Annotated in this window: 27 protein-coding genes and 1 pseudogene; 13 read left to right on the forward strand and 15 right to left on the reverse strand. The window is 72.3% G+C overall.

Annotation, left to right across the window (positions count from 1 at the left end):
* Window positions 1–49: 49 nt before the first annotated feature.
* The 6 genes from M8542_RS21870 to M8542_RS21895 form a co-directional block, all read right to left on the reverse strand.
* The gene (locus M8542_RS21870; protein WP_257922060.1) at window positions 50–1453 is read right to left on the reverse strand and encodes an aromatic amino acid lyase; all 1404 of its coding nucleotides are present in this window, start codon (window positions 1451–1453) and stop codon (window positions 50–52) included.
* Window positions 1450–2457, reverse strand: coding sequence for an ornithine cyclodeaminase family protein (locus tag M8542_RS21875; RefSeq protein ID WP_257922061.1), 1008 nt, complete (start codon window positions 2455–2457; stop codon window positions 1450–1452). Before M8542_RS21875 ends, M8542_RS21870 begins: the two co-directional genes overlap by 4 nt.
* Complete coding sequence (locus tag M8542_RS21880; RefSeq protein WP_257922062.1) at window positions 2454–2996, reverse strand: YbaK/EbsC family protein; 543 nt, start codon at window positions 2994–2996, stop codon at window positions 2454–2456. Before M8542_RS21880 ends, M8542_RS21875 begins: the two co-directional genes overlap by 4 nt.
* 13 nt (window positions 2997–3009) lie before the next feature.
* The gene (locus tag M8542_RS21885; RefSeq protein ID WP_257922063.1) at window positions 3010–3309 is read right to left on the reverse strand and encodes a DUF2516 family protein; all 300 of its coding nucleotides are present in this window, start codon (window positions 3307–3309) and stop codon (window positions 3010–3012) included.
* A gap of 177 nt (window positions 3310–3486) precedes the next feature.
* Entirely contained in the window at window positions 3487–4173 is a 687-nt protein-coding gene (locus M8542_RS21890; RefSeq protein WP_257922064.1) for a hypothetical protein, read from the reverse strand.
* The gene (locus tag M8542_RS21895; RefSeq protein WP_257922065.1) at window positions 4170–4583 is read right to left on the reverse strand and encodes a helix-turn-helix domain-containing protein; all 414 of its coding nucleotides are present in this window, start codon (window positions 4581–4583) and stop codon (window positions 4170–4172) included. The genes M8542_RS21890 and M8542_RS21895 overlap by 4 nt, the downstream gene beginning before the upstream one ends.
* 151 nt (window positions 4584–4734) lie before the next feature.
* On the opposite strand from M8542_RS21895, the gene M8542_RS21900 reads away from it, so the two are divergent.
* Window positions 4735–5874 carry a methyltransferase domain-containing protein gene (locus tag M8542_RS21900; protein ID WP_257922066.1) on the forward strand — a complete coding sequence of 380 codons (1140 nt, stop codon included), beginning with the start codon at window positions 4735–4737 and terminating at the stop codon, window positions 5872–5874.
* Between the two features lie 37 nt (window positions 5875–5911).
* Here M8542_RS21900 and M8542_RS21905 read toward each other — a convergent pair whose 3' ends face one another.
* Genes M8542_RS21905 through M8542_RS21915 form a run of 3 tightly spaced genes read right to left on the reverse strand, consistent with a single transcriptional unit; the run spans window position 5912 to window position 7257 of the window.
* Window positions 5912–6514 carry a P-loop nucleotide/nucleoside kinase family protein gene (locus M8542_RS21905; protein WP_257922067.1) on the reverse strand — a complete coding sequence of 201 codons (603 nt, stop codon included), beginning with the start codon at window positions 6512–6514 and terminating at the stop codon, window positions 5912–5914.
* Window position 6515: 1 nt separating this feature from the next.
* Window positions 6516–6860, reverse strand: a complete 345-nt coding sequence (locus M8542_RS21910) for a TFIIB-type zinc ribbon-containing protein (RefSeq protein WP_257922152.1) — start codon at window positions 6858–6860, stop codon at window positions 6516–6518.
* Window positions 6861–6888: 28 nt separating this feature from the next.
* Complete coding sequence (locus M8542_RS21915) at window positions 6889–7257, reverse strand: VOC family protein (protein WP_257922068.1); 369 nt, start codon at window positions 7255–7257, stop codon at window positions 6889–6891.
* A gap of 90 nt (window positions 7258–7347) precedes the next feature.
* Here M8542_RS21915 and M8542_RS21920 point away from each other — a divergent pair, with 90 nt between their 5' ends.
* Window positions 7348–7809 carry a CGNR zinc finger domain-containing protein gene (locus M8542_RS21920; RefSeq protein ID WP_257922069.1) on the forward strand — a complete coding sequence of 154 codons (462 nt, stop codon included), beginning with the start codon at window positions 7348–7350 and terminating at the stop codon, window positions 7807–7809.
* 228 nt (window positions 7810–8037) lie between these two features.
* Here M8542_RS21920 and M8542_RS21925 read toward each other — a convergent pair whose 3' ends face one another.
* The gene (locus M8542_RS21925) at window positions 8038–9336 is read right to left on the reverse strand and encodes a DUF445 domain-containing protein (protein ID WP_257922070.1); all 1299 of its coding nucleotides are present in this window, start codon (window positions 9334–9336) and stop codon (window positions 8038–8040) included.
* A 29-nt stretch (window positions 9337–9365) separates the two neighbouring features.
* Here M8542_RS21925 and M8542_RS21930 point away from each other — a divergent pair, with 29 nt between their 5' ends.
* Together M8542_RS21930 and M8542_RS21935 are read left to right on the forward strand one after the other, a co-directional pair.
* Window positions 9366–10532: a pyridoxal phosphate-dependent aminotransferase gene (locus M8542_RS21930; RefSeq protein ID WP_257922071.1), complete on the forward strand. Its 1167-nt coding sequence runs from the start codon at window positions 9366–9368 to the stop codon at window positions 10530–10532.
* Between the two features lie 387 nt (window positions 10533–10919).
* The gene (locus M8542_RS21935) at window positions 10920–12029 is read left to right on the forward strand and encodes a hypothetical protein (protein ID WP_257922072.1); all 1110 of its coding nucleotides are present in this window, start codon (window positions 10920–10922) and stop codon (window positions 12027–12029) included.
* A 510-nt stretch (window positions 12030–12539) separates the two neighbouring features.
* On the opposite strand, the gene yczR is transcribed toward M8542_RS21935, so the two are convergent.
* Window positions 12540–13985 carry a MocR-like transcription factor YczR gene (yczR, locus tag M8542_RS21940; protein WP_257922073.1) on the reverse strand — a complete coding sequence of 482 codons (1446 nt, stop codon included), beginning with the start codon at window positions 13983–13985 and terminating at the stop codon, window positions 12540–12542.
* Between the two features lie 61 nt (window positions 13986–14046).
* Here yczR and yczE point away from each other — a divergent pair, with 61 nt between their 5' ends.
* Complete coding sequence (gene yczE, locus M8542_RS21945; RefSeq protein ID WP_257922074.1) at window positions 14047–14688, forward strand: membrane protein YczE; 642 nt, start codon at window positions 14047–14049, stop codon at window positions 14686–14688.
* On the opposite strand, the gene M8542_RS21950 is transcribed toward yczE, so the two are convergent.
* Both M8542_RS21950 and M8542_RS21955 read right to left on the reverse strand, forming a co-directional pair.
* Window positions 14685–15212: a Clp protease N-terminal domain-containing protein gene (locus M8542_RS21950; RefSeq protein ID WP_257922075.1), complete on the reverse strand. Its 528-nt coding sequence runs from the start codon at window positions 15210–15212 to the stop codon at window positions 14685–14687. The two genes, yczE and M8542_RS21950, sit on opposite strands and share 4 nt — an antisense overlap.
* Entirely contained in the window at window positions 15212–15421 is a 210-nt protein-coding gene (locus M8542_RS21955) for a sigma factor-like helix-turn-helix DNA-binding protein (RefSeq protein WP_257922076.1), read from the reverse strand. Before M8542_RS21955 ends, M8542_RS21950 begins: the two co-directional genes overlap by 1 nt.
* A gap of 108 nt (window positions 15422–15529) precedes the next feature.
* Between M8542_RS21955 and M8542_RS21960 the strand changes: the two genes are divergently transcribed.
* A complete protein-coding gene (locus M8542_RS21960; RefSeq protein WP_257922077.1) occupies window positions 15530–16315 on the forward strand; it encodes a protein phosphatase 2C domain-containing protein in 786 nt (261 codons plus the stop codon).
* 35 nt (window positions 16316–16350) lie between these two features.
* Window positions 16351–16911, forward strand: a pseudogene (locus M8542_RS21965) (DUF998 domain-containing protein); the annotation flags it as partial.
* Window positions 16912–16995: 84 nt separating this feature from the next.
* Here M8542_RS21965 and M8542_RS21970 read toward each other — a convergent pair.
* Window positions 16996–18024 carry a D-cysteine desulfhydrase family protein gene (locus M8542_RS21970; protein ID WP_257922078.1) on the reverse strand — a complete coding sequence of 343 codons (1029 nt, stop codon included), beginning with the start codon at window positions 18022–18024 and terminating at the stop codon, window positions 16996–16998.
* A gap of 85 nt (window positions 18025–18109) precedes the next feature.
* Between M8542_RS21970 and M8542_RS21975 the strand changes: the two genes are divergently transcribed.
* Genes M8542_RS21975 through M8542_RS21985 form a run of 3 tightly spaced genes read left to right on the forward strand, consistent with a single transcriptional unit; the run spans window position 18110 to window position 20894 of the window.
* Window positions 18110–19486, forward strand: coding sequence for an amidase (locus M8542_RS21975; RefSeq protein ID WP_257922079.1), 1377 nt, complete (start codon window positions 18110–18112; stop codon window positions 19484–19486).
* The gene (locus tag M8542_RS21980; protein WP_257922080.1) at window positions 19453–20028 is read left to right on the forward strand and encodes a TetR/AcrR family transcriptional regulator; all 576 of its coding nucleotides are present in this window, start codon (window positions 19453–19455) and stop codon (window positions 20026–20028) included. Before M8542_RS21975 ends, M8542_RS21980 begins: the two co-directional genes overlap by 34 nt.
* Window positions 20028–20894 (forward strand): oxygenase MpaB family protein, encoded by an 867-nt coding sequence (locus tag M8542_RS21985; protein ID WP_257922081.1) that lies wholly within the window; start codon window positions 20028–20030, stop codon window positions 20892–20894. The genes M8542_RS21980 and M8542_RS21985 overlap by 1 nt, the downstream gene beginning before the upstream one ends.
* A 54-nt stretch (window positions 20895–20948) precedes the next feature.
* Here the strand turns inward: M8542_RS21985 and M8542_RS21990 are convergent, their stop codons facing one another.
* Window positions 20949–21494, reverse strand: a complete 546-nt coding sequence (locus M8542_RS21990) for a CGNR zinc finger domain-containing protein (RefSeq protein ID WP_257922082.1) — start codon at window positions 21492–21494, stop codon at window positions 20949–20951.
* 53 nt (window positions 21495–21547) lie between these two features.
* On the opposite strand from M8542_RS21990, the gene M8542_RS21995 reads away from it, so the two are divergent.
* The 3 genes from M8542_RS21995 (at window position 21548) to M8542_RS22005 (ending at window position 24287) form a co-directional block, all read left to right on the forward strand.
* Window positions 21548–22402, forward strand: coding sequence for an alpha/beta fold hydrolase (locus M8542_RS21995; protein ID WP_257922083.1), 855 nt, complete (start codon window positions 21548–21550; stop codon window positions 22400–22402).
* A 95-nt stretch (window positions 22403–22497) separates the two neighbouring features.
* A complete protein-coding gene (locus tag M8542_RS22000) occupies window positions 22498–23898 on the forward strand; it encodes a DUF8832 domain-containing protein (protein WP_257922084.1) in 1401 nt (466 codons plus the stop codon).
* A complete protein-coding gene (locus M8542_RS22005; RefSeq protein ID WP_257922085.1) occupies window positions 23895–24287 on the forward strand; it encodes a FixH family protein in 393 nt (130 codons plus the stop codon). The genes M8542_RS22000 and M8542_RS22005 overlap by 4 nt, the downstream gene beginning before the upstream one ends.
* Window positions 24288–24297: the final 10 nt, after the last annotated feature.

Here is a 24297-nt window from a genome sequence, read left to right on the forward strand (position 1 = left end):
GGGGACGCAGCCGTTGACGGCTTCTCGACAGCTTCGAATGTGACCTGCGTCACTTCAATCGAGAGATCAGTCTGGTGACTTCGGGACCGAGCGGCCGGTCTTCTTCGACGGGCGGCACCACCGCCCGGACCCACGCGTAGTCCAGGGCGCCGCGGTCGCCGGCCAGGTGCCGCGCCTGGGACGCCGTGACCAGCTCGCACGCCGTGATCGCGAAGAGGTGCTTCGCCGCTTCGCGCAGCTGCTCCCCCGCCGCCCACGCGAACGCCTGGACGTCTTCCTGGCCCGCGGAGGTGTCGATCGAACCGAGCGTCGCGGGCGTGGCGAGCCGGCGCAGGGCGTGCAGCTCGCCAACCGCCCGCTTGTGCAGCGGGACCAGCCCGGCGCGCGGGCCGGGATCCGTCGTGAGCTGGGCTGGGAGCCCGCTGAAGCGCTCGTCGAGCAGCCGGTGCTGGCGCTGGACGGAAATCTCGCCGAGGTGGACCAGCGCCGCCGTCACCGCGTCCATCCGCAGGCCGAGGTCGATCGCGTGGTACGCCGTGCCCGGGACGAAGTCGCCGTCGACGAACGACGGCGAGTCGCCGGGCATCGTCTGCCAGCGCCGCCGGGCCTCGTCCAGTTCCCCGGTGACGCGGGCCGCGTGGGCCAGCGCCCGCGGCGCGACCCGGACCGAGAGCGGCGCCTGCACGACTCCGTCGCGCACCGGACCCGCGCCGACCAGGTCGTTCAGGCGCTGCAACGTGGTTCGCAGGTGGTCGTCGCCACCCGCCATCACCGGGTCGAACACCGCTCGGGGCGCGCCGAGGACGTCGATGGCCATGGCCTCGGTGAGCGTCTGCAGCTCGACGAGCCGCCGGGCTTCCGCGAACCCGCGCTGCGCGTGCGTCACGGCCAGCGGAGAACCCTGAAGCAGCGAAGCACCTTCTTTGGGCCCGAGGACGTACGGGTCGACGCCGCGCTTCGCGAGCGCGTCGGCGGCCGGGATCTCGACGCCGTCCTCGAGGACCGTGCCGATGCCGAGGAAGGTCTGGAACGCGTGCGCCAGCGGGATGATCTCGCCCGAGCTGCCGAGGCCGGACCGCGGGACGGCCGGGGTGAAGCCGTCGTTGATCCGGTCGACCAGGAAGCCCACCAGCTCCGGGCTGACGCCGGACCACGGCTGCAGGAAGTCGCGCAGCCGCACGACGAGCAGCGCGCGGACGTCCTCGGGCGGCAGCCACGGCGGGCCGCCGACCGCGCGGCCGATCAGCAGGTTGCGCTGGTGCTCGGCCTGCTGCCGCGTGTCGAGGGCGATCCCGGCCAGCCGGCCCATGCCGGTGTTGACGCCGTAGACCGGCTTCTCGCGCTTTTCGAGCGCCGTCAAGAGCGCTTGGCGGCGCTCCCGCAGGGCTGTGACCAGCGCTTTGGCCAGAACCAACCGTTCACCGTCGGCGAACTCGCTTCCGGTGACGATCATCGGTACGGCAGCATGGTGCCGACGCCGGAAGCCTCGGCACGGGCGAGGATCATGTCCGCCACCGCCAAGTCCGTTGTGGACAGTCCGCGGTGCCAGAACAGGATCCGTTCGGCGTCGTGCTCGCGGCCCGGCTTCTTCCCGGCCACGACGTCGCCGATCTCGGCGTGGACCCCGTCCGCGGTGAGCAGGCCGGCGTTGAGCTGCGGGCGCAGGGCGCCGAACCGCGGGTTGCCGGACTGCGATTCGCGCCAGTCGTCGACCACGACCTTGTCGATGTCGTCGAGCAGCGTGAGCTCCAGCGCGCTGATCGTGCCGTAGGGCACCAGGAAGGTGCCCGGCCGGAGGAACTCGCGGCGCACCAGCGCTTCGGGTTCGGTCAGCCGGGAGGCCTCCACCTGGATGTCCGCGCCGTCCAGGGTCTCCTCGGCCGTGGCGCAGACGCGGACGTCCTTGCCGAGCCGTTCCGACAGCCGGCGGCCGAAGTCTTCGCGGGACTCCGGGCGCTTGCTGGTCACGCGGATCTCGGCGAAGTCGAACAGCGAGTCCAGCAGCACGACGTTCCACCAGGCGGTGCCGCGGGCGCCGATGTGGCCGAGCACCCGGGAGTCCGGGCGGGCCAGGTGCTTCGCGCCGACGGCGGTCATCGCGCCGGTGCGGGCCTCGGTGATCATCGTGCCGTCGACGATCGCCCGCGGCATGCCCGTGTCCGGGTCCAGCAGCAGGATCAACGCCATTTCCGAAGGGAGGCCCCGTTCGAAGTTCCCCACGAAGTCACCGACGACCTTCACACCACTGACCTGCTTCGAGGAAAGGTGGCCGCGAAGGATGTTGAAGTGGCCCTTGCCGCCGTTGTCCGGCACGAGGTGCGTCCGCGGCTCGAAGACGACCCGGCCGTGGCCGTGGTCGGCGAGCACGGCCTCGACCGCGCCGACGATGTCGGCGTCGGTGATGCCGAGCGAGTCGATGTCGGCACCGGTCAGGTACCGGAGCCAGACCGAGGTCACTTGGCGAGGTCCTCGATGACCTCGGCGCCGGGCAGCGCGGCCAGTGCGGCGCCGGAGATGAGCAGCTTGCTGCCGCGGATCCCGCTGCCGATCACGAGTTCGGGGGCGTCGGCGACGGCCTTGTCGATGAGGATCGGCCAGTCGGCGGGCAGGCCGACGGGCGTGATGCCGCCGTACTCCATCCCGGTCAGTGAGACGGCTTCGTCCATCGGCGCGAACGACGCCTTGCGGACGTCGAGGCGGCGCTTGATGACGCCGTTGACGTCGGCGCGGGTCGTCGCGAGCACGAGGGCGGCGGCGAAGCGGACTTCACCGGCGCGCTTGCCGGCGACGACAACGCAGTTCGCGGACGCTTCGAGCGGCGAACCGTAGGTCTCGCAGAAGGCGGCGGTGTCGGCGAGCGCCGGGTCGATCTCCGTGACGCCGACGGCATCCGGGGCGGCGACGGCGGCGAGCGCCTTGGCGACGGGTTCGGCGAGCAGGTCGGTGCGGGTGGGGGCGGGAACGACGGTGAGGCTCCCGGCAATCGTCCAGGTCACGCCAACACCCTAGCTACCAGGTGGAGCCGCCGCGCTGCACCTCGATGAGCTTCGGCCGGACGTCCACGAGGTAGACCATCGAGGCCGCGGCCGCGGGCACCCAGAAGATCAGGCCCGGGCTGTAGGGATCCGGGTAGAAGAGCACCATCGCGAGCGTCGCGCCGCCGGTGATCAACATCCAGATGGGCTTGGTCTTCCGATCGGCGGCCGAGTAGGCGTCGGCACGCTGCAGCAGCGCGTGCACGAAGGCGAAGAGGCCTGCCAGCGCGCTGCCCCAGTGGATGACGGTGAGGATCCAGATGGCGACTAGCACGACGACAGCTTACGGCAAACCGCCCACACGACCCCGGCCCCGCCACCGGGGTACGGGGGCGGGGCCGGGGTGCGCACGGCGTTGCCGCGGTGCCGGTGAGTGGCGGGCCGGCCACCGTCACGGCCGGATGACCTCGAAGTTCCGGTCACCGGCCGCTCGGGGAGCCGGCCCGCTTGCTCACTTGTCGGTCTTCGGCGCGGCCGGCTTCTTCGCGGCGGCGCTGGTGGTGCTGGTCGTCGTCCGGCGGGCCGGGGTGGCCGTCTTCGGCGCGGTCTTGTTCGCGACCTTGCGGCTCGCGGAGCGGGTCTCGTGGGCGACGTCGTCACCCAGCTCCTCGATGGCGTCGGCGGCTTCGCCGGCGACCTCGGTCACCTTGCGGGCGGTCTTCTCGCCGACCGAGCGGGTGCGCTTGGTGAAGGTGCCCAGCACGCCGTCGACGCGCTCGCGGACCTCGCTGGTGACGCCCTCGACCTGACCCTGCGCGCCGGCCAGGGCCTCCTCGAGCTGCTCGATGGCCTTCTTGACCTGCGGCTGCGCGGAGAACTTGTCCCACGCCTGCTCGCCCGACTCGGCCAGCTTGTTGTACAGCTTGAGCGCGGCCTCGGTGTACTCGTCGATGACCTTGCGCAGCTCGGCCGGGTCCAGCTTCTCGCGGAGGCTCTCGACGTCGGTCGGCAGCTCCTGCAGGTTCTTGCGGGCGGTCTCGCTGCCCTTGGTCACGTTCTCGCGGGCCTTCGCCACGGCGTCGGTGACGGCCTGGCCGGCCAGGTTGCCGGCGCCGAGCGCGGCGAGCAGCGGGGTGCGGACCTGGTCGAGGGCGGTGGTGACGGCCTTCTTGACGTCTTCGGTCTTGGGCGTGGTCATGCTGACTCCTTGGTGTCTGCGGCTGGCTTGGTGTCTGTGGTGGGGGATTCGGCGGCCGGCCGTGCCGCGGCGTTCTCCCTGCGGAAGGACTCGTAGACGTCGAGCAGGACCTGCTTCTGCCGTTCGGTCAGCTCGGCGTCGGCGCGAATCGCGTCGCCCACCGGACCACCCGTCGGCAGATCGAGGATCCCGGCCTGCACATACAGCGCTTCCGCCGAAATGCGCAGACCCTTGGCGATCTGCTGCAGGATCTCCGCGCTGGGCTTGCGCACCCCGCGCTCGATCTGGCTCAGGTACGGGTTGGACACTCCGGCGAGCTTCGACAGCTGGCGCAACGAAATCTTCGCGGTGTTGCGCTGCTGGCGGATGTACTCGCCGATGTCGGAGGCGATGTCCGCGACCTTCTCCATGGGGCTGCCGGATCCTGGCTGCGTCCCACCGGTGTCTGTCATCCGGTCACCTCCTCGCGACCATTCCGACGGTACGCCCGAGTGCTAGCTATTGCAAGCACTCTGCTTGCAACTATCGGGTGTGGTGGTGCTCACCCGCTAAGTTGGTCCCATGACGCGCTCGGCCCGGCTGCGGCGGCGCCTCGTCGAGCACCTGCTCGACGAGGACGTCCTGCACGCCCCGGAGTGGATCGACGCCTTCCGCGCGGTGCCCCGCCACGTCTTCCTGCCGCGCTTCTTCGCGCCGGCGGGCGGGCTGTGGGCGGCGGTCGACCGCGACGACCCGGGCTGGCTGGAGACCGTCTACTCCCGCGACGTCCTCATCACCCAGCTCGACGACGACCCGGACCGATGGGACCTCGCCCGGCGCACCGGCCCGGTCGCGGGCACGCCGACGAGCTCGTCGAGCATGCCCTCGATCATGGCGATCATGCTGGAGGAGCTGCGCGTGCGCGACGGCCAGCGCGTGCTCGAGATCGGCACCGGCACCGGCTACAACGCCGCGCTGCTGTGCCACCGCTGCGGCGCCGGCCAGGTGTCCACAGTGGACATCGACCCGGCGATCGTCGCGCAGGCGCAGGAGCGGCTGGCGGCCGCGGGCTACCGCCCGGCGTGCGCGGTCGGCGACGGCGCGCTCGGCTTCCCGGCCGGCATGCTGTTCGACCGGGTGCTGTGCACGGCCTCGGTGTCGTCGATCCCGCCGGCGTGGCTGGCGCAGACCCGGCCGGGCGGCCTGATCGTGACGACGTTGAACCGGCCGATCGGCGCCGGGCTGGTCCGGCTGGTGGCCGGCGAAGACGGCAGCGGCCAGGGCCACGTCCTCGCCCGCGACGGCCGGTTCATGCCGCTGCGCGCCCACCGGCTGCCGGACGCGGCGCCCCGGCCCCGCCCGGCCCGCGACGACTGGGAGCAGACGCGGCTGCCGATGTCGACGGTCCTGCAGCCCCGCGAGAAGTTCGAGTTCTTCGCCGGCCTGGCCCTGCCCGGCGTCCGCCCGGTCCGCGACCACGCCGACGACAGCGTCTCGCTGCTCCACCCGGACGGCTCGTGGGTCCACCACCGCAAGCGCGGCGGCGCGGACGAGGTCGCGCAGGGCGGCCCGCGCGCGCTGTGGGAGCTGGCGGAGGCGGCGTACGTCGAGTGGTGCGAGCTGGGCAAGCCGGACCGCGACCGCTTCGGCGTCACGGTGGACGGCGAGCACCAGCACTTCTGGCTCGACTCCCCGGACGGCCGCACCTGGCCCCTCGGCTGAGAAGCGGCACTTTCCCTATGAAAGTGCCGCTTTGGGGTCAGGGCAGGCGGGCGCGGATCCACTTCTCGACGTGGTCGGCCGCGGCCTCCGGCGAAGCTTCGGTCGTGTCGAAGACGTCGACGCCCAGCTCCGGCGCGGACTTCCGGAGCCACTCGGTGAACTCCAGCATCTCTTCGATCCGCGGCTCGTCCCACTCCCGCCACGCCGGGCGCGCCCGCAAGCGTTTGCGCAACGACTCGGGGCTGCTGACCAGCGCCAGGTAGTGGACGTCGCTGAAGAAGGCGCGCTCTGGCAGCGGCTCGAACTCCGGCGGCGCGACCGTCCCGCACAGCACGACCGGGCGGCCGTTCTGGTGCAGCATCGCCGCCATCCGCAGCCAGGTCGCGCGGAAGCCTTCGACGTCTTCGCCCGTCCACAGGACGTCCTGCTCCAGCACGACGACCTCGCCGCCGAACCGGGCGGCCAGCAGCGGCCCGAGCGTCGACTTGCCGGCGCCGCTCGGGCCGGTCAGCGCGAACAGCGGCAGCTTCCGGAACGGCCACGCGTGCCCGCAGCGCACGCATTCGAGCGTGCTGCCGGAGACGACCGGGCGGTCCGCCCGGTCGCCGCACGCCGGGCAGATCCGCAGGTCGAGAACCACCTCAGTCGAAGAGGTTCTCGAGGAAGCCGCGCTTGCGGTGGCCGTGCCCGTACGGCCTCGGCGAGTCCGAGTACCCACCGCGGTGCGGCCGCGGCGAGTCGGCGTACCCACCTCGGTAGCCCTTCGGCGAATCCGGGTAGCCGCCGCGGTACGGCCGCGGCGAGTCGGGACGGCCGTGTCCGCCCTGGTAGGGCGGCGGCTGGTGACCGTAGAAGGAGCTCTCCGCACCGGCGATCGCTTCGAGCTCACCGCGGTCCAGGAAGATCCCGCGGCAGCCCTCGCACTGCTCGATGTGGACGCCGTTCTTGTCGACGGTGCGCATCTGGTTCTGACACTTCGGACAAATCACACATCAGAGCCTACGCATAAACGGCTCAGCAGGCGCAGAGGCAGAACGGGTGGCCCGCGGGATCGGCGTAGACGCGAAAGGTCTCCGGCCCGTCGTCCAGCAGTTTCGCGCCGAGGCCGAGGACGCGCTCGTGCGCCGCCTCCAGGTCGGTGACGTTCAGGTCGAGGTGCAGCTGCTGCGGGTTCTCGGCGGACGGCCAGTCCGGCGGCCGGTGGTCGGGCACGCGCTGGAAGGCGATGCCCGCGCCGCCGGCGGGGTTCGCGAGGGTGACCCAGTGCCCGTCCTCGGCGACTTCGGGCGCGCCCCACTCGAGCACCGCCCGGTAGAAGCCGGCCAGCGCCACCGGGTCGGGGCAGTCGAGGGCCACCACACCCAGGGTCGGCACCGCGCTCATCGTCGCTCCTCTCGATCGTGAGTAACCAGTCAACTGATTATGTGGGTTAGCGCACGCGGGGGCAACCACCCTTCGCCGTACACTGGTTCGGTGCACACCGACGCGTCCCTCGTGGTGGAGTTCCTCAACACGGTCAACGTCGAAGAGGGCACTGACCTGCTCGAAGATCCCGGGCAGTGGCGAGTCTGGGCGAAGGGGCACGCACTGACGCCCAACCCGGCGCCCGAAGCCCGCGCGGCCCGCGACGCCCTGCGCGCGGCGATCGGCGACCCCCGCCTCCCGGGCGGCAGCCTGGACGTCGGCACCCGCATCTCCCTGACCGACGACGGCCCGGCACTGATGGCCGAGGACGTGGTGGGCGCGGTGTTCGCGGCCTGCGCGCGGCTGGTGGTCCGCGGCGACTGGATCAGGCTGAAGATCTGCCCGGCCGACACGTGCCTGTGGGCGTTCTACGACGAGTCCCGCAACCGGTCACGCACGTGGTGCTCGATGCGGGTGTGCGGAAACCGCGAGAAAGCGCGGGGCTGGCGAGCCCGCGCGGCCACCGGCTGAACCCCTCGCGACGGCGGACGCTCTCATCCGAGCGGCGGGCCCTCGAACGGCTGTGGACAACTCCCCGCCGGATCACCACATATCCACGCCCGAGCCATCCCCACCCCCCACACGTTGTGGACACTCGTTAGGCCATCACCGTGAAAACCTGTGGATAACCCCGGGGATAACTCAGCTTCCTGTGGACAACTGGTTTCAGGCTCCCCCAGGTGTGGTATACGCCCAGGCTCAGAACAGCAGCTCCGCCACCGCGTAGATGACGAGCCCGGCCAGTGCGCCGACCACCGTGCCGTTGATGCGGATGAACTGCAGGTCACGCCCCACCTGGAGCTCGATCTTGCGGGACGTCTCCTCGGCGTCCCAGCGCTCGACCGTGTCGGTGATGATCGTCGTGATCTCGCCCGAGTAGTTCTTCACCAGGTACGCCGCCGCGCCCTCGACCCAGCCGTCCGCCTTGGCCCGCAGCTGGTCGTCCGAAACCAGGCGGGAGCCCAGGGACATCAGGCCGAGGCGCACCCGGCGGCGCAGCTCGCTCGACGGGTCCTCCGCCGCCGTCAGCAGCATCTCCTTCGCCGTGCTCCACGCCGAGCCGATCAGGCGCTGGACCTCCTCGTGGTGCACGATCTGCCCCTTGACCTGCTCGGCGCGGGCCATCACGTCCGGGTCGGTCTGCAGGTCCTGGGCGAACTCGCCGAGGAACTTGTCCAGCGCCAGCCGCATCGGGTGGTTCACGTCGGTCTTCACCGCCCACGCGAACGACAGCACCTCGCCGTACACCTTGTCCGCGAGCATCTCGTCGACGAACTTCGGCGACCAGCTCGGCGCCCGGTCCGACACCACGCGCAGCATCGCCGTGTGGTTGTCGCGGACCCACTCGTACGCGCGGTCGCACATCAGGTCCACCAGCTTGTGGTGCGCGCCGTCCGCGAACACGCCCTGCAGGATCTTGCCCAGCGGCGGACCCCACGGCTTGTCGATGATCCGGCGCGCGACCGCCTGCTCCATGATCGCCTGGACGTCCTCGTCGCGGAGCACCTTCACCGCCGCCCGGACCATCGTGGCCACCTCGGACGTCACGCGCTCCGCGTTCTCCTCCTGCGAAAGCCAGCCGCCCAGCCGCCGCGCGATCTCGACGCGCCGGATCTTGTCGCGGATGACCTCCTCGGAGAGGAAGTTCGACCCGACGAACTCGCCGAGGCTGTTGCCCAGGGCGTCCTTCTTGTTCGGGATGATCGCCGTGTGCGGGATCTTCAGCCCGAGCGGGTGCCGGAACAGCGCCGTGACGGCGAACCAGTCGGCCAGCGCGCCGACCATGCCGGCTTCGGCGGCGGCGCGCACGTAGCCGACCCAGCCCGGCCAGCCGGCCGACTGCGCCCAGCTGGTGAGCAGGAACACGAGCGTCGCGCCGAGCAGGAACGACAGCGCGACCAGCTTCATCTTGCGCAGCGCGCGCCGCTTTTCCGCTTCTCCGGCGGCACCACCCGGCGGATCGGCCGGGGTCACCTTGGCGGGGGTCAGTTGCTCCACATCACCATTGTCCGTGAGGATGGGTGATCGTGCGCGAACCTGCTCTCGTCCCCCGCCTCCGGCCGTTCACCGCGACCATCTTCGCCGAGATGACGGCGCTGGCCGTCCGGCACGACGCCGTGAACCTCGGCCAGGGCTTCCCGGACACCGACGGCCCGGCCGGCATGCTCGACGCGGCGAAGAACGCGCTGTTCGGCGGCGCGAACCAGTACCCGCCGGGGCCCGGGCGGCCCGAGCTGCGGGCGGCGATCGCGCGGCACCGGCTGCGCTACGGCACCGAGTACGACCCGGACACGGAGATCCTCGTCACCGCGGGCGCGACCGAGGCCATCGCGGCGACGCTGATCGCGCTGACCGAGGCCGGCGACGAGGTCATCGTCATCGAGCCCTACTACGACTCCTACGCCGCCGCGGTCGCGATGGCGGGCGCCGAGCGGAAGGTCGTCGGGCTGGTCGAAGGCGAGAACGGCCGCTTCGGCCTCGACGTCGACGGGCTGCGTGCCGCCGTCACGCCGCGGACCCGGGCGATCCTGGTCAACTCGCCGCACAACCCGACCGGCACGGTGTTCACCCGCGCCGAGCTCGAAGCACTCGCGGCGCTGTGCGTCGAGCACGACCTGATCGCCATCTGCGACGAGGTCTACGAGCACCTGGTGTTCGACGACGCAGCGCACATCCCCCTCGTCACGCTGCCCGGCATGCGCGAGCGGACGGTCAGCATCTCCAGCGCCGGCAAGTCGTTCAACTGCACCGGCTGGAAGATCGGCTGGGTCTGCTCGACGCCGGAGCTGGTCGCGGCGGTGAAGGCGGCGAAGCAGTTCATCACGTTCGTCTCGGGCGGGCCGCTGCAGCCGGCCGTCGCGCACGCGCTCGACCACGAGCTGCCCTGGGTCGACGGGCTGCGCGAGAGCCTCCAGGAGAAGCGGGACAGGCTTTCGGCGGGGCTCGCCGACGCGGGTTTCGCGGTGCGGCCGACGGCGGGCACGTACTTCGTCTGCGCCGACGTCCGGCCGCTCGGCTTCACCGACGCCGCCGACCTCGCGTGGGAGCTGCCGGAACGGGTCGGCGTCGCCGCGGTTCCCGTCAAAGTGTTCACCGATCACCCGGACGAGTGGAAACACCTGCTGCGTTTCGCGTTCTGCAAGCGCAACGACGTCATCGACGAAGCCATCACCCGATTGCGCAAACTCGTCTGACGACCGTCCGCGTCCCACATTCCGGACTTCCGGGTGATCGTGGGCCATCCGGTACCGAGCGCGCACGCGGCAACACCCACCGCGACGCTGCTCCGGCAAACATCAGGTCAGCGCCAAAAGTGCAAGTTGCAGTAATGCTCCGAATGGCCGCAACAGAACGCCCGAACGGCACTGAGAGTGATCAACTCGTCGGCCGCAGATACCTTGCCCGGTAGGGCCGTTCCGCCTTACGGGCTGGATCGGGAGCGGGAGAGATGAAAGACTCCCGAGCGGTGCTAGAAAGAGTGCAGCCCCGGGGGAACTGCGACCTGGCCGGAGAAAGACCCCAGCAAGATCAGTCTCGAGCGTTCGTCGCGAGAGGCTCAGGCGCGGACGGTGGTGGTGGCGGTGAGCAGCACGGCAAACGTGCGCCGCGGCGCCCCCGCACGACCTGCGCTCACTCCGGGTGAAGCACGCGCTCCACGCGCCTGGACCGCGGCGCTGCAGCGGCCCGCCGCCAAGATCGCGGTCGCCGGTGGTCTGACGCTGGCCGGCTGGCTGCTCACCGGCGCGTTGTCCGGCAGCACCGCGGCCGCCGCCGAGCCGGCCACCGCGTGCCAGCACACCGCCGCGTCCACTGTGGAGCACAAGGGCCTGCTGTCGCTCGGCCACCACCGCGGTCACCGCGACACCACCTGCGCGCAGCAGCCGAAGGACGAGCCCGAAACCTCGACCACCTCGACCACCTCGACGACCGAAGAGCAGCCGGCCGCGCAGAAGCAGAGCGTCCAGAAGCAGTCCACGGCGAAGACGAAGTCCACAACGGACAGCGAGACCACCACCACCACGAAGGCCACGCAGTCCGGCGGCGGCCTGCTCGGCGGGCTCGCCGGCGGCGTCCTCAACGTCGTCGGCGGCACCCTGACCACGGTCACGCACACCGTCGGCGCGGTCACGACCACGCTGTCCCACACCGTGCTCGCGCCGCTCACGCAGCCGCCCGCGGACAACCCGGACGCGCCCGTCGTGCTCCCGCTCGACGACATCCTGAACCCGATCCTCAACGGCGGCTCGAACTCCGGCGGCGTCACGGTGACGCTCCCGGCCACCACGACCGCCGCCGTCACGCAGACCACGCCCGCCGCCACCGAGACCGCGCCGGTCCAGCAGCCCGCGGCCCAGCCGCCGCAGCAGACCTCGCGGGTCGCGGTGGTGCACCTGGTCGAGCACCAGAACACGCTGCCCGCCAAGCAGGAGCAGCCGCGCGACTCGGGCGTCCACGCCTCGGGTGGCGGCGGCGACTCGACGCCGGGCCTGCCCGGCGGCACCAGCGCCCCGAGCGCGCCGGCGCCCAGCGCGGCCCCCGGGCACGACGGCCCGGGCGGTGCCCGCCACCCGTTCGCCGTCCACACCGACGACGTCACCACCACCCAGCTGAAGCTCATCGGCGCCAGCCGCGACCACGAGGTCGACGGCGCGGGCAGGGAAGCAGCCCTGCCCACCACCTCCCCCGACTGACCCCCGACCGGGCAGCCGGGGAGAACTGCGTCCAAAACAAGATCAACTGGACGCTCGCGCACGCCGCGAATCCCCTGCTCCAGTACGTAATCCGTGGCTCTTTCACGTCTCGTGACGCCCTCGCGCGCGTCCGACGTACCCCAGGGGCGAAAACCATGCGAAACCACCGCGTTTCCGAACCACACAGTCTTTCCGACCGGCCGACCGCGCCCGGCCGGGTCGGATCCCGGTCCCGGCGTCGCGCTGCCCCCGCGACGCCGGGACCCACACCGGGCGCGCTCCGGGAGTCCTCGCTCACCGCGCCGAGCGAGGTCTCGCAGTACCGAGAGCGCGCCTGAACCGCGGGCTTCCCGGCACGTCGAGGGGCTGTGCCGGGAAGCCAGCGGTTACCCGCGAGCGGGGTCACGTCCGCGAGCGGGGGTGTGAACCGACGAACCGGTGCGCTGGATGCACACACACGCCGCCCATCCCTGGGGCACGGCTCGCATCCAGCGCACCGGTTCGCTCGTTTCAGGCGATCGGCGCGGCCAGCGACTCCGGGGTGCCGCGGACCGACGCCTCCGCGGCGCTCAGCCGGCGGACCGCCTCGTCCATCGTCTCGGGCGGCAGCGAGAACGGCAGCCGGAGCCAGCGCTCCAGGCCACCGTGGACGCCGAAGCGCGAGCCCGGCGCGACCTGGACGCCGTGGCTCGCCGCCGCCACCGCCAGCCGTGAGCTCACCGGCTCCGGCATCCGGCACCACAGCGACAGGCCGCCCTTCGGCGGGGTGAACGTCCAGTCCGGGAGGTGCCGGTGGACCGCGCCGGCCAGCGCGTCGCGGTAGCCACGCAGCTCCGCGCGGCGGCGGGCCGGCGCGTGTTCGTCGGCCAGCAGCTCGGTCAGCACCAGCTGCTCGAACACCGGCGACCCCAGGTCGACCGCGTAGCGCGCCGAAACCAGACGGCCGAGCAGGTCCTCCGACGCGCGGATCCAGCCGAGCCGCAGCCCGCCCCAGTGCGTCTTCGCCGCCGAACCCACGCAGATCACCAGGTCACCGGCGAACGCGGCCAGCGGCGGCGGGCCGTCGAGCGGGTCGCCCTCGAGGTCCAATTCGACGAGCGTCTCGTCGACGACGACCGGCGTCCGGGCGCGGGCCAGTACCGCGCCGAGCCGTTCGCGGCCGCCGGCGTCGAGGCGCAGGCCGGTCGGGTTCTGGAAGTCGACGACGAGGTAGCCGAGCCGCGGCGACGCCTGGCGCAGCGCCGCGTCGACGCCGGCGATGTCCCAGCCGCGCTCGCCGGTCGGGTCGAGCGCCACCGGCACCGGGATGGCGTGCGCGGCGCGGATCGCTTCCAGCGCGTTCGGGTAGGTCGGCTGCTCGACGAGCACCCGGTCGCCGGGGCCGACGAGCATCCGCAGGACCAGGACGAACGCGTGGTGCGCGCCGTTGGTGACCATCACCTGCGCGGGAGTCGTCGGCAGCCCGCGTTCGGTGTAGCGCCGGGCGATCCGCTCGCGCAGGGCGAGCAGCCCGCGCTCCTGGTAGCCGTGGTCGCCGAGGTGGTCGGCGAGCCGGACGCGGGCGGCGTCGACGGCTGCGGCCGTGCCCGGGATGGCCGGCGAGGACGCGTGGGTGAAGTCGATCGAGCCGCTGCCGGCCGGGGCGAGCGGGCCGCGGCGACGACGTCCGGGCGCGGCGATCCACGACCCCGCACCACGGCGGCTCGCGACGAACCCGTTGTCCCGCAAGCGGTCCAGGGCCGCGCCGATCAGCGTGCGGCTCACGCCGAGCGCGTCGGCCAGCTCCCGCTCGGCGGGCAGCCGGGTGCCGAGCGGGAGCTGGCCGTCGAGCACCTGCAGTTCGAGGGCTGCGGCCAGGTCGGCCGCGCCCTGCCGCGAGCCCTGCCGCCACGAGCCGAGCATGACGGCCAATCGGGGCCCGGAGATGCGTCCACCCAGTGGGACAGTGGCTTCCATAAGGCCAATATCCTGGAATTGGCTATGGTTTACAAGGCCACTTGCGGTCGATAGTACTGAGGTGGCTCAGATCGATCTCCGGCCCGTCCGGATCTCCCGCGACCCCGTCCGCCGCAGCGCCCAGTTGCTCGGCGGCCTCGCCCTCTACGGCACGAGCGTCGCCCTGGTGACCCGCGCCGGCCTCGGCCTCGAACCGTGGAGCGTGCTGGCCGAGGGCGTCATGAAGCACACCGGCCTGACGTTCGGCACGGTCACCGGGCTGATTTCGGTGGTCGTGCTGCTGCTGTGGGTCCCGCTGCGGCAGCGGCCGGGGATCGGGACGATCGCGAACGTCGTGGTCATCTCGGTGATGGTCGACGTCGTCCGGGCGTTCCTCCCCGACCAGCACGAACTCGGCTGGCAGATCGCGCTGCTGGCCGGCGGGGTCGCACTGAACGGCGTCGCGACGGCCACCTACGTCGGCGCCCGGCTCGGCCCGGGTCCGCGCGACGGCCTGATGACCGGGCTCGCCGGGCGCACCGGCTGGTCGGTCCGGCTGGTGCGCACCGGCATCGAGGTCACCGTGGTCGCGATCGGATTCCTGCTCGGCGGGACGGTCGGGGTGGGCACGGTGCTCTACGCCCTCGCCATCGGCCCGCTCACCCAGGCGCTGCTGCCGCTGACCACGTGGCGCGAACAGAATGAGCCCGAGGAGAGTCACTAACCGGCCTTGCGCTGCTGCACGACCCGGCGCAGCGTGACGTAGTCGGCGCCGCGGCGGGCGAGCAGCTCGTCGGTGCCGCGCTGCTGGGCCAGCGCCAGCAGGATGTGCTCCTGCCCGAGGTGCTTGTCCCCCAGTTTGACGGCTTCCCTGAGACTCAGCTCGAGGGTCTTCTTCGACTGGGCGGTGAAGGGGACGTGCCCGCGCTTGGCCGGCCCGAGCCGGCCGGCGAGGGCGCCTTCGCCGTGGGTCTGCTCGACACGTTCGACGATGCGTTCGACGTCGATGCCGAACTCGGTGAGGGCCTCGGCGTCGGCGTCGCTGACCCCACCTCGGCGTCTGGTGCGCTCGAGCTCGGCGGTCAGGTCGCCGGTGTCGACGCCCAGCTCGGTGAGCAGCGGCAGGCCGGTCTTGACGAGCCCGGCGAGCAGATCGGCGGGCCCGACCTCGACCGAGCCGGACTGCCGAGCCACCAGCTGCGCCTCGATCACCGCGAGCCGCGCATCCCTCGTGAACCGCTCGAACATCAGTGCCTCCCGTACTTCTTGTGCACGGCCTGCCGGCTGACCCCCAGCTCGGCGGCGATCTCCTGCCACGACCAGCCCTCGATCCGCGCACTGCGGACCTGGACGGCCTCGAGTTGTTCGACAAGCCGCCTCAGCGCGGCGACGGCGCGAAGCCCCACGCGGGGGTCTCGGTCGCCGGCCCTTGCGGCCAGGTCTGTCGCTTCGGTCATGCTGTCAACCTACGTTGACAATGGAGCTGTGTCAACTTGGGTTGACAACCAAGCGCCCGCCCACCGCGTCATCGCGAACCCCCGACCCTCCCGACGTACAGTCGGGTGATGCCCGAGATCGTGATCGCCGAGCGGGCCGGGGTGGGCGCCGACGGCCACCCCCGCCCGACCGAAGACCACGTCGTCGTGCTGGACAACGCGGTCCTCGTGCTCGACGGCGCCACCTCGTCCGACCCTTCGCAACCTCCCGGCGGCTGGTACGCCGAACGCCTCGCGCGCCGCCTCGCCGATGACCTCCACACCGCACCCGAAGCCGACCTGACCGAAATCCTCACCAGCGCCATCGCCCGAGTGACCAGCGAAAACGGCCTCCGCCCGCAGCAGTCGCCGTCCAGCACAGTGGCCGCCGTCCGCTGGCTCGATGACCGCGTCGACGCGCTCGTCCTCGCCGACAGCCCCGTCGTCGGCTTCGGGAACTTCGGTGTCGACGTCGTATCCGATGACCGGCTCGCCGGCCTCCGACGCCGCGGCATGCTGCAGACCGGCGCCGACGTCCGGCGCCGTCGCAACGCCCACGACGGCTTCTGGGTCGCCGAAGCCGACCCGGGCGCCGCCGCGCACGCCGTCCGGCGCAGCTGGGAGCGCAGCAAGGTGGAAGCCGTTCTCCTCGCCAGCGACGGCGTCTCCATCGGCGTCGACCAGTACGCCCTCTTCGACTGGCGCGAGGTCCTCGCGATCACCCGGGCCGACGGGCCGGACGCCGTCCTCGACGCCGTGCGGACCGCCGAAAAACAGGACCCGGACGGCGAACGCTGGCCACGCCCGAAGCGCCACGACGACCAGGCGCTCGTCCTCGTCGACTTCTCTCCGGGGCGAATTCAGGGTCTTCCCTGATCACGGCCGTCCCGTTCTCCGAGAACCTGGAGCGCATGGGGACGGAACAGGGGAAACGCACGAGACCGTGGCGGCTCGTGGCGGTGGCGGCGATCGGCTGGGGGCTGTTCACCGCCGTCGTGCTGCACATCATCAGCTCGCACAACCCGGTGTACGACACGCTGTCGAGCTACACCGTGACCGACCGCGGCGAAGGCATGCTCGCCGCCAGCGTGCTGTCGCTGGCCATCGGGTCGCTGGCCGTGCTCGGCGCGTTGCAGGTCGCCGGGGTGCCGCTGTCGAAGACGACCCGGCTGCTGCTCATGCTCTGGTCGCTCGGGCTCGCCGCCGCCGCGGTGTTCCCGGCCAGCTACCCGGAAGCGCCGGACCCGGTCAGCGGCGAAATCCACCTCTACGCGTGCCTGGTCGCCTTCCTCAGCCTGCCCGGCGCGGCGATCTCGCTGCTGGAACCGTTGCGGGGACGCCAAGAGCGCGTCGCCGTCGTGCGGGCGATCCGGCTGAGCGCCGTCGCGTTCGGGCTGTTCGCGCTCAGCTTCGTGTTCGTGCGGCTGAGCGAGGCCGGGATCGGCCCGTTCCCCGAGATCTCCGACGCCTTCCCGATCGGCGTCATGCAACGCCTGCTGCTGCTCGCCGACGTCGTGCTGCTGGGCACGTTGCTGCGGGTCGCGACCCGGCTCGAATCAGCCTTCGACGGCCGCCGCGAATTCGGGCGCGTAGCCGTACAGGCCGGGCATGCCGCCGGTGTGCAGGAACACCACGTGGTCGTCGGGGGCGAAGTGGCCCGCCCATTCGACCAGCGCGGCGGCGACCTTGCCGCTGTACACCGGGTCGAGCACCACGCCCTCGGTGCGCCCGAAAAGCCTTAGCGCGTCCCACACCGCGTCGGTCGGGATGCCGTAGCCGGGCCCGAGGGTCGAGTCACCCAGGCGGACGTGGTCGAACGGCGGCGCGTCGACGCCGAGCAGCTTCGCCGCGCCGGCGACGAGGTCGCGGAGGTTCTCCGTGGCCTCGTCGAGCGGGTGGCTGACGCAGGCGACGCCGACGCCGAGCTGCCCGAGAAGCCCGGCGGCCAGGGTCACCCCGGCCGCGGTGCCGCCGCTGGCGTGCGGGACGACGAGGTGAGCGCGTTCGACACCGCGTTCGGCCAGCTGGCCGGCGAGTTCGCGGGTGGCGCGGACGTACCCGAGCGCGCCGAGGTCGTTGGAGCCGCCGACCGGGACGGTGAAGACCTTTCGGCCGTCGGCGGCGGCTTCGGCGACAAGCCGGTCGTAGGTGCGGCCGGTCTCCTCGCCGTCGGCGCAGACGTGGACGGTCGCGCCGAAGAGCTTGTCGAGCGGGATGTTCCCGCCGCGTTCGTAGGCTTCGCCGTCGCGCGGGACCTTCGCGGTGAGGACGAGTTCACAGCGCAGCCCGAGCTTCGCGCACGCGGCGGCGGTCTGGCGGCCGTGGTTGGTCTGCAGCGCGCCGAACGTGATCACCGTGTCAGCGCCCGCCTCGCGCGCGGCGCCGAGGTGGAACTCGAGCTTGCGGAGCTTGTTGCCGCCCGCGCCGAGCGGGTGGACGTCGTCGCGCTTGAGCCAGAGGTTGCGCAGGCCGAGCGCTTCGCCGAGCCGCGGCGCTTCGTGCAGGGGCGTCGGCCAGCCACCGAGGTCGACGCGCGGGATCGAGTCGAGGGCGGTGTCGGGGAATCCGGCGAAGTCGAACGTCATCGGCCCACCATAGAGCGGGAGTAGCCGGAGACCGTCGGTATCCGGTAACGTTCGTTCGAACGAACGAGAGCGCCCGGGAGGTGCCATGACCGCCACGAGCCTGGACTTCACCGGTCTCACCACGCAGGCCGCGCAGCTCGCCGCCGGGGAAGTCACCTCGGCCGAGCTCACCGCGACCGCGCTCGGCCGGGCGCACGCGAGCCAGCCCACGCTCAACGCCTTCAAGCACCTGCGTGACGAAGCGGCCCTCGCCGAAGCCACCGAGGCCGACGAGCGGCTCGCCGCCGGGGAGCGCAAGCCCCTGCTCGGCGTGCCCGTCGCGATCAAGGACGACGTCGACCTCACCGGGCTGCCCACCGCGTTCGGCTGCGCCGGCGAGTTCCCGTGCGCCACCACCGACGCGCCCGCCGTCGCGCTGCTGCGCGAGGCCGGCGCGGTCATCATCGGCAAGACCAACACTCCCGAGCTGGGCCAATGGCCGTTCACCGAAGGCCCGGCCTTCGGCGCGACGCGCAACCCGTGGCACACCGGCCACACCCCCGGGGGTTCTTCAGGCGGGAGCGCGGCCGCGGTGGCGTCGGGGGTCATCGCGGCCGCGCTCGGTTCCGACGGCGCCGGCTCGGTGCGCATCCCGGCCGCGTGGACCGGGCTCGTCGGCGTCAAGACCCAGCGCGGCCGGATCCCCACCGGCGGCGAGCTGTTCCACGGCCTGACCGTGCTCGGCCCGCTCGCCCGCACGGTCGGCGACGCGGCGCTGCTGCTCGACGTCGTCGCCGCGACCGGCACCACCTTCCGGACCGCCGCCGCGCGCGAGCCCGGCAAGCTGCGGATCGGGTTGTCGACGCGGATCCCGTTCACCGCCACCAAGACCCGGCTCGACCCGGTCGTCGAGGCGAACGTGCGGCGGCTCGCGGAGTCGCTCGCCGGGCTGGGGCACGAGATCGTCGAGGTCGAGCCGGACTACGGGCTGATCGGCCTGACGTTCCTGCCGCGTTCGCTCACCGGTGTCCGCGACTGGGCGCTGCGCGTCCCCGACCGCACCGGGCTCGACAAGCGCACCCGCAGCAACGCCGGCCACGGCCGGCTGCTCGCCGGGCCCGCGCTGCGGCTCGCCCGCGCGCTCGAGCCCGGGCTGCACCGGCGGATCGGCTCGGTGTTCGGGCGCGTCGACGTCCTGCTGACCCCGACCACCGCGACCCCGCCGCCGCCGATCGGCACCTTCGACGGCCTCTCCGGCTGGGAGACCGACCAGGCCATGATCGCCGCTTGCCCGTACGCTTGGCCGTGGAACGTGCTGGGCTGGCCGGGGATCAACGTCCCGGCCGGGCAGACGGCCGGCGGGCTGCCGCTGGGCGCGCAGCTGCTCGGCCCCTCGCACGCCGAGGAGCGGCTGATCTCCCTCGCCGCGCAACTGGAAGAGGTCGAACGGTGGCCGGAGCGGCATCCCGAGACAAGCTGGTAAGCACCCGGGACGCCATCCTGCGCGGCGCGTTGTCGGTCGTCGGCGAGCACGGCGTCGGCGGGCTGACGAACCGCCGGATCGTCGCCGCCGCCGGGGTGTCGCTGGGCACGTTGACCTACCACTTCCCCAGCCAGACGGTGTTGCTGCGCGAGGCGATGCTGCTGTTCGTCGAGGAAGAGACGGCGAAGCTGGGCGCGATCGTCGACGGCTACCGCGCGCAGGGCCTCAGTGTCGAGCAGGCGGCGTCGGTCGTCGAGCACGTGATCGCGCAGCTGCCCTTCGGCGCCGACGAGCTCGGCGCGCACGAGCTGTACCTGCAGTCCGCCAGGGATCCCGAACTGCACGAAGCTTCTTCGCGCTGCTTCGCGGCGTATGACGAGCTGGCCGTGACGATCCTGTCGGCACTCGGCGTGCCGGAGCCCCGGCGGCTGGCGGGCCCGGTCGTCGCGCTGATCGCCGGGCTGCAGCTGCGGCGGCTGGCGACCGGCGAGGCCGACACCCCGGTGGCCGAGCCGCTGATGATGCTGATCCGCGGGGCTTGATGGCCGCGCCGATCGTCCGTGGCACGGCGGCTTGGAAGTACTTCGGCGACTTCCGCGACGGGCTGCTGGCCGGGCAGGTGCTGGTGCTGCAGGTGGCGCACCCGGTCGTCGCGGCCGGGGTGCGGGACCACTCGGACTACACGTCGGACCCGTGGACGCGCTTGATGCGGACGGGTGCGTCGCTGTCGATCTACGTCTACGGCGGCGCCGCGGGCGCCCGCGTGGAAGCCGGCCGGTTGCGGGAGCTGCACCGGTCATTCACCGGGTCCATGGACGGACGGCGGTACAGCGCGCTGAACCCGGCCGCCTACGCCTGGGTACACGCGACACTGGTGAAGGTTCCCGTTGACGCGCAACGGTTCTTCGGGCGACCACTGTCCTCTTCGGAGCTTGAGGAGTACTACGCGCAGATGTGCGACGTCGGGCGGATGCTCGGCGTGCGCGAGCGGGACCTGCCGCCGGACTGGGCGGCTTTCGAGCGCTACTACGACGAAATGGTGGCCGGGTTCGCCGGGAACCCGACGATCGACCAGCTCTTCGAGACGATCCGCACGGTGGACAAGCCGGTGCGCTGGCTACCCGACTCGTGGTGGCGGCTGCACGGCCGGACCCAGATGTTCCTGCTCCGCGCGACTTTGCCGCCCGCGCTCCGCGAACGTCTCGGTCTACAGTGGACGCTCCGCGAGCACCGCCGCTTCTGGCGCTTCGCTTCGGCGGTGCGCATCTTGGCGACGCCGATCCCGGCGGGGCTGCGGACCGCGCACATGCGGTGGATCGGCAAGCTCAACGTCTGGTTCCGCGCCCACCCCAAGGCCTACCAGCGCCTGATCGACGGCCACGGCCACGGCCCCGGCTCGGGCGCGTAGCTTTCACGTGAAAGCGGCACCCCCGAGGCGGCACTTTCGTAGGGAAAGTGCCGCTCAGTCTTCGCGGGCGCTGGCTCGGGCGTAGTGGGCGCGGGCCTTGGCCCGGTTTCCGCAGCGGGACATCGAGCACCACTGGCGGTTGCGCCGAGGCGAGGCGTCGCAGAACCGCAGCCCGCAGTCGTCCGCCGCGCAGATCCGCACCGCGGCCTCCCCCGTGGCCAGGTCGATCGCGTCGGCCGCCAACGCCGCGAACGCCGACGCCACCGGGTCCTTCGGCGCCGGGACCTCGCGACGCAGCCGTCCGTCGGCGAGCACCAGGCGCGGCGGTGGTGCCGGTGCCGCGGCCGCCGCGTTGTTCACCAGGTCGACGTCCATCTCCTCGGGCTCCCGCAGCACCCGGTCGATCGCCTCGCGCAGCGCCTTCGCCGCGAGGACGTTCCCCGCCGTCACCGGCATCGGGCCCGTCGTGAACCCGGCGCGCGCCAGCCACTCCGCGAGCGCGTCGGGCCCGGTGAGCAGCTCGACGCCGTCGTCGTGCCGGCTGCGCAGCGTGTTGACCAGGTCGAGGCACGGCCGCCCGCCATCGAAGACCCATTCCATCCGCCCATTCTAACCGTTGCGAACGGTTAGAAGTACGGCTACCTTCTAACCCCATGAACCGGTTAGAAAAGATGGCCACGGTCAACGGACTCCGGATGCACTACGTCAGGGCCGGCGAGGGCCCGCCGCTGTTCCTGCTGCACGGCTGGCCCCAGACGTCGCACTGCTGGCACCGGGTCCTCGGCCCGCTCGCCGAGACGCACACGGTGATCGCGCCCGACCTGCGTGGCTACGGCCGCACCGACAAACCCCGGACCGGCTACGACAAGCGCACCATGGCCGCCGACGTCGCCGCGCTCGCCGAGCACCTCGGCTTCCCCCGCACCGCCGTCGTCGGGCACGACCGCGGTGGCCGCGTCGCGCACCGCTGGGCCCTCGACCGCCCGGACCAGGTCGACCGCCTCGCCGTCCTCGACATCGCCCCCACCCGCGCGATGTGGCAACGCCTCGACACCGGCGTCGCGAAGGCGTACTGGCACTGGCTCTTCCACCTCCAGCCCGACCTGCCCGAACTGCTCGCGGGGCAGGACATCGCCGGCTACCTCGGTTACTTCTACGAACGCTGGACCTACCAGCGGCACAGCCTCGACCCGGCCGCCGTCGCCGAGTACGTCCGCGCCTTCTCCCAGCCCGGCGCGCTGCGCGCCGGCTTCGACGACTACCGCGCCTCCTTCCCGGACGACGCCGAGCTCGACGACGCCGACTTCGCCGCCGGAAAGCGCGTCACCCAGCCACTTCTCGCGCTCTGGGGCGCGAACGGCCTGCTCGGCACCCTGCCCACGCTCGACATCTGGCGGGAGTACGCGACCGACGCCGACGGCGCCGCGATCGCGGAGTGCGGACACTTCCTGCCCGAAGAACAACCCGGCGAAGTGGTCGCTCACCTGCGGAAGTTCCTGCACCCCTGAGATCCCCGGGGGCCCCGGTCCCCCGCACTGGGGACCGGAGTTCCCTCCCCGCCGTGACGCCCGCCACCCCTCGCCGTGGCTAGGTTCGAACCACGATGGGGACCAAACCGAGAACGTTCTTGCTGGTGCTGCTGGCCGTGCTGGGGATCGCGGCCGGCAGCGGGACCGCGCACGCCGACGGCGCGCCGAGCGGCACCGACATCCAGGTCGCGCAGACGCTCGGCGCGCGCGAGCTGACCGTGATCATCCGCCGGGTCGACACGACGCCGTCGCCGCTGCGGGTCGACGTCGTGACGCACCAGGGCACCGCGCCCGGGACACTGCACCTGGCCGTCGCGGCCGACGGCGTCGTGACTTCGCGGGGCGACGTCGTGCTCGGCGCCGAACCGGGCGTGTACGCGGGAAATCTCCAAGTCGACAAGCCGGGACCGTGGCAGCTGTCACTGAGCGACGGCGCCGGGCCGACCGCGACGATCCCGTTCATCGTCCCGGCCCGCGTCGTGCCGCCGTGGGAGACGGCGACCTACGGCGGGTTCGTGGCCGCGGGCGCGTTCCTGCTGCTCGCGCTGATCGTCGGCGTCCGGGCGAAACGCACCGCGTACGCGCTGATCCCGGCGGGCGGGGTGGTCGCCGCGATCGCCGTCGCGGTCACCGGCGCGCTGCTGTCGGCGAGCACGCCCCAGCCGCCCGCGCCCGGCAGCCAGCTCGACCCGACGTTCGACAACGTCACCGACCCGTACGCCAACGCCCAGTTGTCCACAGTGGACTACTCGCGGCCGCCGGTGAACCTGGCCGTCAAAGCCGGCCGAGACGAGCTGGCGCTGGGGCTCACCGACGGCGCCACCGGCCGTCCGGTCGACGACCTGCTCGTCCACGACAACGCGCTCGTGCACCTCGTGCTGGTTTCGCCGTCCGGCCGGCTGAGCCACCTGCACCCGGTGCGCGTCGGCCCCGGCGACTTCCGCGTCCACCTCGCCGACCCGGAGCGGGGCACGTACGCCGTCGCCGCGGAGCTGGTCCGGCGCGGCGGCGGGGTCCAGCTCGCCCGGTCCACTGTGGACCTCACCGGCACCGCCGCGCCCGCGCCCGAACCGGCCGGCGCCGGGCCGCGGACGGTCGACGGCACGCCGGTCGACCTCGAAGTCACCCCGGGCACGCCGACCACCGTCACCGCGCACTTCAGGACCCAGGACCTCCAGCCGTGGCTGGGCATGCTGGGCCACCTCATCGTCGCCGGGCCGATCACCGGGCCGGACGTCGGCGCGGCCGCCGCGAAGGCGCCGACGTGGGCGCACGTCCACGCGATGATCCCGCCGGTCGCGGGCCGGCTCGACCGGCCCGACGAAACCGTCGCCGCCTACGGCCCCGACGTCAGCTTCACCTACACCTTCGCCGCGCCCGGCCGGTACCGGATCTGGCTGCAGGCCGAACGCGGCTACCGCGTGCTCACCATCCCCGCCGTGATCGACGTCCCGACGACAGGAGCCGGCCGATGAACCGCCCCAAGGTGCTGATCGGCGTCGTCGCGCTGGTCGTCGTGGCCGGCGTCGCCTGGCTGCTCTGGCCCGCGAGCGACGCGAAAGCCACGACGCAGCAGGCGATTTCGGGGCCGTACACGGTCCAGTTCTCCGCGGACGCGCCGCGCATCGGCGGCAACACGTTCGCGGTCGCGGTGACCGGGCCCGCGCCCGAGGCCGTCACGGTCGAACCGGTGATGGCGCAGATGGGGCACGCGTTCGCGCCGGTGCCCGCCGGCCCGGACGGCCCGGGCCGCTTCCGCGCCGCGAACGTCTCGCTGCCGATGTCCGGGCAGTGGGAGATCACCGTTTCCCTGCGTGGCCCCGGCGGGCCCGCCCAAGTCGTTTTTCCGTTGTTGGTCAAGTAAAGGAGGGTCG

Source organism: Amycolatopsis iheyensis (assembly GCF_024703995.1).
Lineage (GTDB): Bacteria > Actinomycetota > Actinomycetes > Mycobacteriales > Pseudonocardiaceae > Amycolatopsis > Amycolatopsis iheyensis.

Coding starts and splice junctions, on each gene's coding strand:
- M8542_RS22005 (WP_257922085.1), top strand. CDS start 23,895: ATGAACCGCCCCAAGGTGCTGATCGGCGTCGTCGCGCTGGTCGTCGTG.
- M8542_RS21870 (WP_257922060.1), bottom strand. CDS start 1,453: ATGATCGTCACCGGAAGCGAGTTCGCCGACGGTGAACGGTTGGTTCTG.
- M8542_RS21970 (WP_257922078.1), bottom strand. CDS start 18,024: ATGACGTTCGACTTCGCCGGATTCCCCGACACCGCCCTCGACTCGATC.
- M8542_RS21975 (WP_257922079.1), top strand. CDS start 18,110: ATGACCGCCACGAGCCTGGACTTCACCGGTCTCACCACGCAGGCCGCG.
- M8542_RS21915 (WP_257922068.1), bottom strand. CDS start 7,257: ATGAGCGCGGTGCCGACCCTGGGTGTGGTGGCCCTCGACTGCCCCGAC.
- M8542_RS21995 (WP_257922083.1), top strand. CDS start 21,548: ATGAACCGGTTAGAAAAGATGGCCACGGTCAACGGACTCCGGATGCAC.
- M8542_RS21895 (WP_257922065.1), bottom strand. CDS start 4,583: ATGGAGAAGGTCGCGGACATCGCCTCCGACATCGGCGAGTACATCCGC.
- M8542_RS21890 (WP_257922064.1), bottom strand. CDS start 4,173: ATGACCACGCCCAAGACCGAAGACGTCAAGAAGGCCGTCACCACCGCC.
- M8542_RS21985 (WP_257922081.1), top strand. CDS start 20,028: ATGGCCGCGCCGATCGTCCGTGGCACGGCGGCTTGGAAGTACTTCGGC.
- M8542_RS22000 (WP_257922084.1), top strand. CDS start 22,498: ATGGGGACCAAACCGAGAACGTTCTTGCTGGTGCTGCTGGCCGTGCTG.
- M8542_RS21955 (WP_257922076.1), bottom strand. CDS start 15,421: ATGACCGAAGCGACAGACCTGGCCGCAAGGGCCGGCGACCGAGACCCC.
- M8542_RS21900 (WP_257922066.1), top strand. CDS start 4,735: ATGACGCGCTCGGCCCGGCTGCGGCGGCGCCTCGTCGAGCACCTGCTC.
- M8542_RS21960 (WP_257922077.1), top strand. CDS start 15,530: ATGCCCGAGATCGTGATCGCCGAGCGGGCCGGGGTGGGCGCCGACGGC.
- M8542_RS21950 (WP_257922075.1), bottom strand. CDS start 15,212: ATGTTCGAGCGGTTCACGAGGGATGCGCGGCTCGCGGTGATCGAGGCG.
- M8542_RS21990 (WP_257922082.1), bottom strand. CDS start 21,494: ATGGAATGGGTCTTCGATGGCGGGCGGCCGTGCCTCGACCTGGTCAAC.
- yczR (WP_257922073.1), bottom strand. CDS start 13,985: ATGGAAGCCACTGTCCCACTGGGTGGACGCATCTCCGGGCCCCGATTG.